The sequence below is a fragment of the Shigella sp. FC1967 genome, from assembly GCF_001743005.1.
Classification (GTDB): Bacteria; Pseudomonadota; Gammaproteobacteria; order Enterobacterales; family Enterobacteriaceae; genus Proteus.
In genome coordinates this window covers 1-4746 of the sequence record NZ_MIIZ01000684.1, presented here as the reverse complement: position 1 = coordinate 4746, position 4746 = coordinate 1, and the positions used below count along the sequence as shown (strand labels likewise).

At 39.7% G+C, this 4746-nt stretch carries 3 protein-coding genes and 1 pseudogene; 3 read left to right on the top strand and 1 reads right to left on the bottom strand.

What is annotated here, in order from left to right:
• Positions 1-25 precede the first annotated feature (25 nt).
• From BHE89_RS09745 to BHE89_RS09735, 3 genes and pseudogenes are all read left to right on the top strand, one after another.
• The gene (locus tag BHE89_RS09745; RefSeq protein ID WP_069367419.1) at positions 26-2458 is read left to right on the top strand and encodes a DMSO/selenate family reductase complex A subunit; all 2433 of its coding nucleotides are present in this window, start codon (positions 26-28) and stop codon (positions 2456-2458) included.
• A gap of 11 nt (positions 2459-2469) precedes the next feature.
• Complete coding sequence (locus tag BHE89_RS09740) at positions 2470-3087, top strand: DMSO/selenate family reductase complex B subunit (protein WP_069367418.1); 618 nt, start codon at positions 2470-2472, stop codon at positions 3085-3087.
• Positions 3088-3090: 3 nt separating this feature from the next.
• Positions 3091-3868, top strand: a pseudogene (locus tag BHE89_RS09735) (dimethyl sulfoxide reductase anchor subunit family protein).
• A 74-nt stretch (positions 3869-3942) separates the two neighbouring features.
• On the opposite strand, the gene BHE89_RS09730 reads toward BHE89_RS09735, so the two are convergent.
• The gene (locus tag BHE89_RS09730) at positions 3943-4485 is read right to left on the bottom strand and encodes a DUF924 family protein (protein WP_069367416.1); all 543 of its coding nucleotides are present in this window, start codon (positions 4483-4485) and stop codon (positions 3943-3945) included.
• Between the last annotated feature and the right edge of the window lie 261 nt (positions 4486-4746).

The window sequence follows — 4746 nt, the reverse complement described above, 5'->3', positions numbered from 1 at the left end:
TGTAAAAAATGTTAGGGTAATGTCAATGTCAAAAATTAAAAATAATACTTCTATTACTGAAATGAGTCGGCGTGGATTCATTCAGTCTGCGGCAGTTATTTCTGGTGCTGCTGCGGTTGCAGGAACGGTTTCATTACCATTCGCTGCTAATGCTCAAACTCCCCAGGGTATTCGTCCTGATGAGACTTCTGAAACTATCAAATACAGTGCATGTTTAGTGAACTGTGGTAGCCGTTGTCCATTAAAAGTTCATGTGAAAGATGGCGTTATTCGTCGTATTTCGAATGAAACGATGTATGACGATTCAACATTTGGTCTTCACCAAATTCGTCCGTGTCTGCGTGGTCGTTCTGTGCGTTGGAAAACGTATAACCCAGACCGTTTAAAATACCCCATGAAGCGTGTTGGTAAGCGTGGTGAGGGTAAATTTGAGCGTATTTCTTGGGATGAAGCCACTTCAATCATCGCGGAAAAATTAAAATATACCATTGAAAAATACGGTAATGAGTCTATTTATTACCAATATGGTACAGGCTCTACCGGCGCAAACCTACACGGTAGAACGGCATGTAAGCGCCTATTAAGTACAGTGGGTGGTTTTTTAAGTGACTATGGTACTTATTCATACTCTCAATTAACCGGTATTGTGCCTTATGTTTATGGTGACATGCTGGAATCACTATTAACAGAAATTGAGAATTCAGATTTGGTCGTGATGTTTGGTCATAACCTTGCTGAAACACGTATGTCTGGTGGTGGTCAGTTCTATGAAACGTTAAATGCGTTAGATAAGAGCAAAAGTAAAGTTATCATCATTGACCCTCGTCGTACCGACAGTGTGACAACATTAGGCGCCGAATGGATCCCCATTTATCCAGGTACTGATGCCGCGTTAGTCGCTGCATTAGGCTATGTGATGATCCAAGAAGGCATCACCGATGAAGATTTCTTACGTGAATATTGTGTCGGTTGGGATAAACAAACATTACCTGCGTCAGCACCTGAAAATGGCTCTTATAAAGATTACATTTTAGGTAATGGTCCTGACGGCATTGCAAAAACACCAGAGTGGGCAAGTAAATTAACGGGTATTTCTGTTGCTCGTATTATCCAATTAGCGCGTGAAATTGGCGGTGCAAAAGCTGCGTGGATCTCTCAAGGTTGGGGTATCCAACGCACTTCAAATGGTGAGCAAGCATGTCGTGCGATTATGATGCTACCATTAATGTCAGGTCATATTGGTCGTCCTGGTACAAATACAGGCTGTTGGGGCGGTAACGTGGCTTATCCAGTTGCGAGTTTTGCGCTACCTAATCCAGTTAAGACATTAATTCCAACATTTATGTGGTCTGAAGCAATTGCTCGCGGTGATCAACTTACCAGTAAAAATGCGGGGGTCAGAAATAAAGATAAACTCGATACGGGTATTAAATTTATGTGGTGTTATTCCAGTAACGTGATTGGTAACCAACACGCTGACTTGAATAAAACACATGATTTACTTCAAGATGAATCAAAATGTGAGTTTATTTTAGTGTGGGATAACCACATGACGCCTTCTGCAAAATACGCCGATATCTTACTACCAGATGTGACAACCGTTGAGACAAACGATCTTATCAATAACTCTTACGCAAGTGGTGCTTACCACTATGTCGTTCGTTTACAAAATGCAATTAAACCACTTTGGGAAAACCGCCCTTGCTATGATGTTTTAACCGACATTGCAGAAAAGATGGGCACCAAAGAGCAATTCACTGAAGGTCGTACTTACGAAGAGTGGATTGAATATTGCTATAACCAAATGCGTGAGAAAAATCCTGCACTACCGACATTTGCAGAAACTAATGATGTAGGAATTATCGATCGTAAATTACCTAACCGTAATCAATACGTTGCACTTGAAGCATTCCGTCAAGATCCTATCGCTAATCCATTAAAAACAGCGTCAGGTAAAATTGAAATTTATTCTGAAAAATTAATGCAAGATACCGATGGCTGGATTTTACCAGAAGGCGACCGTATCCCTGCAATTCCAGAATATTGTAAGAATGAAGAAGGCGTTGAAAACGTTAAGCTTAAAGAGAAATTCCCTCTGCAAATGACGGGTTTCCACGATAAAGGTCACGTTCACTCTAGTTACTATAATGTTGCTATGTTACGAGAAGCGATCCCTCATCAATTCTGGTTAAATCCAATTGATGCTGCTGAACGTGGATTAAAATCTGGCGATATTGCTGAGATTTATAATGATCGTGGTCGTTTAAATATTCTTGTCAAAGTGACCGATCGTGTATTACCTGGTGTGATTGCTGTACCGCAAGGTGCATGGCGTTCACTTGATACAACAGGTGTAGATACTGGTGGATGTATTAATACATTAACAAGCTGGCACCCATCGCCGTTTGCTAAAGGAAATCCACAACATACAAACCTTGTTGAAGTGAAACGTGCATAAGGAGTTAACTCATGAAGCAATATGGTTTTTATTTTGACTCCACCAAATGCACTGGCTGTAAAACCTGTCAAGTCAGTTGCAAGGATGAAAAAGATTTAGATTTAGGCCCTAAATTCCGTCGTGTTTATGAATACGGTGGTGGTAGTTGGGCAAAACAAGACGGGATCTGGACACAAAATATCTATAGTTATTATTTATCCATTTCTTGTAACCATTGTTCAAACCCTACTTGCGTTGCAGGTTGCCCAACTGGCGCTATGCATAAACGTGAAGAAGATGGTTTAGTGGTTGTCAACCAAGATATCTGTGTCGGTTGCCGTTATTGCGAATTACGTTGCCCTTATGGTGCACCACAATTCGATGAGAAGAAAAAACTCATGTCTAAGTGTGATGGTTGCTACGAACGTGTAGCACAAGGCATGAAACCAGTTTGTGTTGAGTCTTGCCCTCAACGTGCACTTGATTTTGATGATATTGAAGTGATCAGAGCAAAACATGGTACTGAATGTGGTATCGCCCCAATGCCTGATCCTAGCTTGACCAATCCCAATATCGTGATCAAAGCACACAAAGACGCTAAACCTTCTGGTGATAAAACCGGCTCAGTTCAAAATGCGGCGGAGGTATAAACCATGCATGAACTTCCTCTAGTCTTTTTTACTGTTTTAGGTTCATCAGCAGCAGGCTTGTTTCTTATTGCTTATATCAGTAAAAAATTAGGTCAAATTGATGAAAACCAGCTGCGTAATGCCAATATTTTAGCTTTAGTCTTAACATTAATTGGCTTAGGTATTGGTGGATTACACGTTGGTCAACCATTACGTTTTTTCAATATGCTCTTAGGCGTTGGTCGTTCTCCAATGAGTAACGAAGCGTTTTTAAGTGGTGTGTTTACAGGTTTTGCTTTTGCAACTGTTGCGCTCACGATAATGAAAAAATGGAAAGGATTACGTGAAATCTGTAATCTGCTGACTGTTGTTTTTGGTTTAGCTTTTGTTTGGTCAATCCCTCAGGTTTACCACATTCCAACTATTGCTAACTGGAATACTGATTACACCACATTGCAATTCTGGATGACGCTGTTAGTCGGCGGTGGTGTCTTAGCAATGGCAACAGGTGCAAGACGTTTAGGCGCATTGTCTTTTATTATCGGTGCTATTATCACTTTTGCTACACGCTCTGGTTATGTCAGTTTTCTTGGCTTTACAGGCCCTCAACTGAGTGCTGACCAATCTCTTTTTCTGGGGATTCCAATTAGCGGTATTAGCATTAGGTATTGTTATCGTAGGATTTACTGCACTAAAAGCACAGGCATCCAAAATGACACTGGTCACTTGTGCTGCGGCAGTGATTATTGCTGAGCTATCAGGCCGTATCGCGTTCTATAACTTATGGCATATTACAATGTAATCTTGATGTTATGGCTGATTAATCAACCATAAAAAAGAAACAAAAATGCATACCCTTTTAGGTATGCATTTTTTTTAGAATGAAGAACCTGGTTGCTGTAAAAAATCGCGTTCTTCTGGTGTAGATGTTCGGCCTAAAATTTCATTACGATGAGGATAGCGACCATATTTATCAATAATTTCTTTATGCCTTAATTCATATTGATAAGTATTTTCATCATTAATTTGAGAAAACAAGATAACTGCATCTTGATGAATTTTAGGGGATTCTGAATGCATAAATGGCATGATCATAAACTTACGTTTAACGGGTGTTAATGTCAGGTATTCAGGTAACTGGATAGCTTCTTGTGCTAAGACTAATGCCATATTATCTTGGGCAAAGGCTTTTGGCGTATCACGCCAAATATTACGAGAGAACTGATCAAGAATAATGATCTCAGCTAAGCGCCCTTCTATTGTTTCTCTCCATGATGCCAGTTCACCACGACTTGCACTTAAACATAATTCACCAAATCTACGGCTAATTTCTTTATCAAACTGGCTATCTTTTTTAAACCATTGCTCTGGCGTGCATTCTTCAAACCAAAACGTCAAAGTTGATTGATAAGGGATCATAAAAAACTACCACGCTAATTGTTTATTAATCAAAACAGCGTTTATTTTCATCGAAATAAACGTCATTGACGGGTTACTACTTGAGTAAGTTACCATGTTAATGTAGCGACGGCTATCAACCCCTATCCAAAATAGACATAAAAATAAATCCCCTTTTCAACCTTTAAAGGGGATTTTAAATGCTTCCTAGCTAACGCTTAAATCCATTAAGTCGCGCCATCCATAAGCCCATTTATCTACAAGTATGTATAAAATGGTATT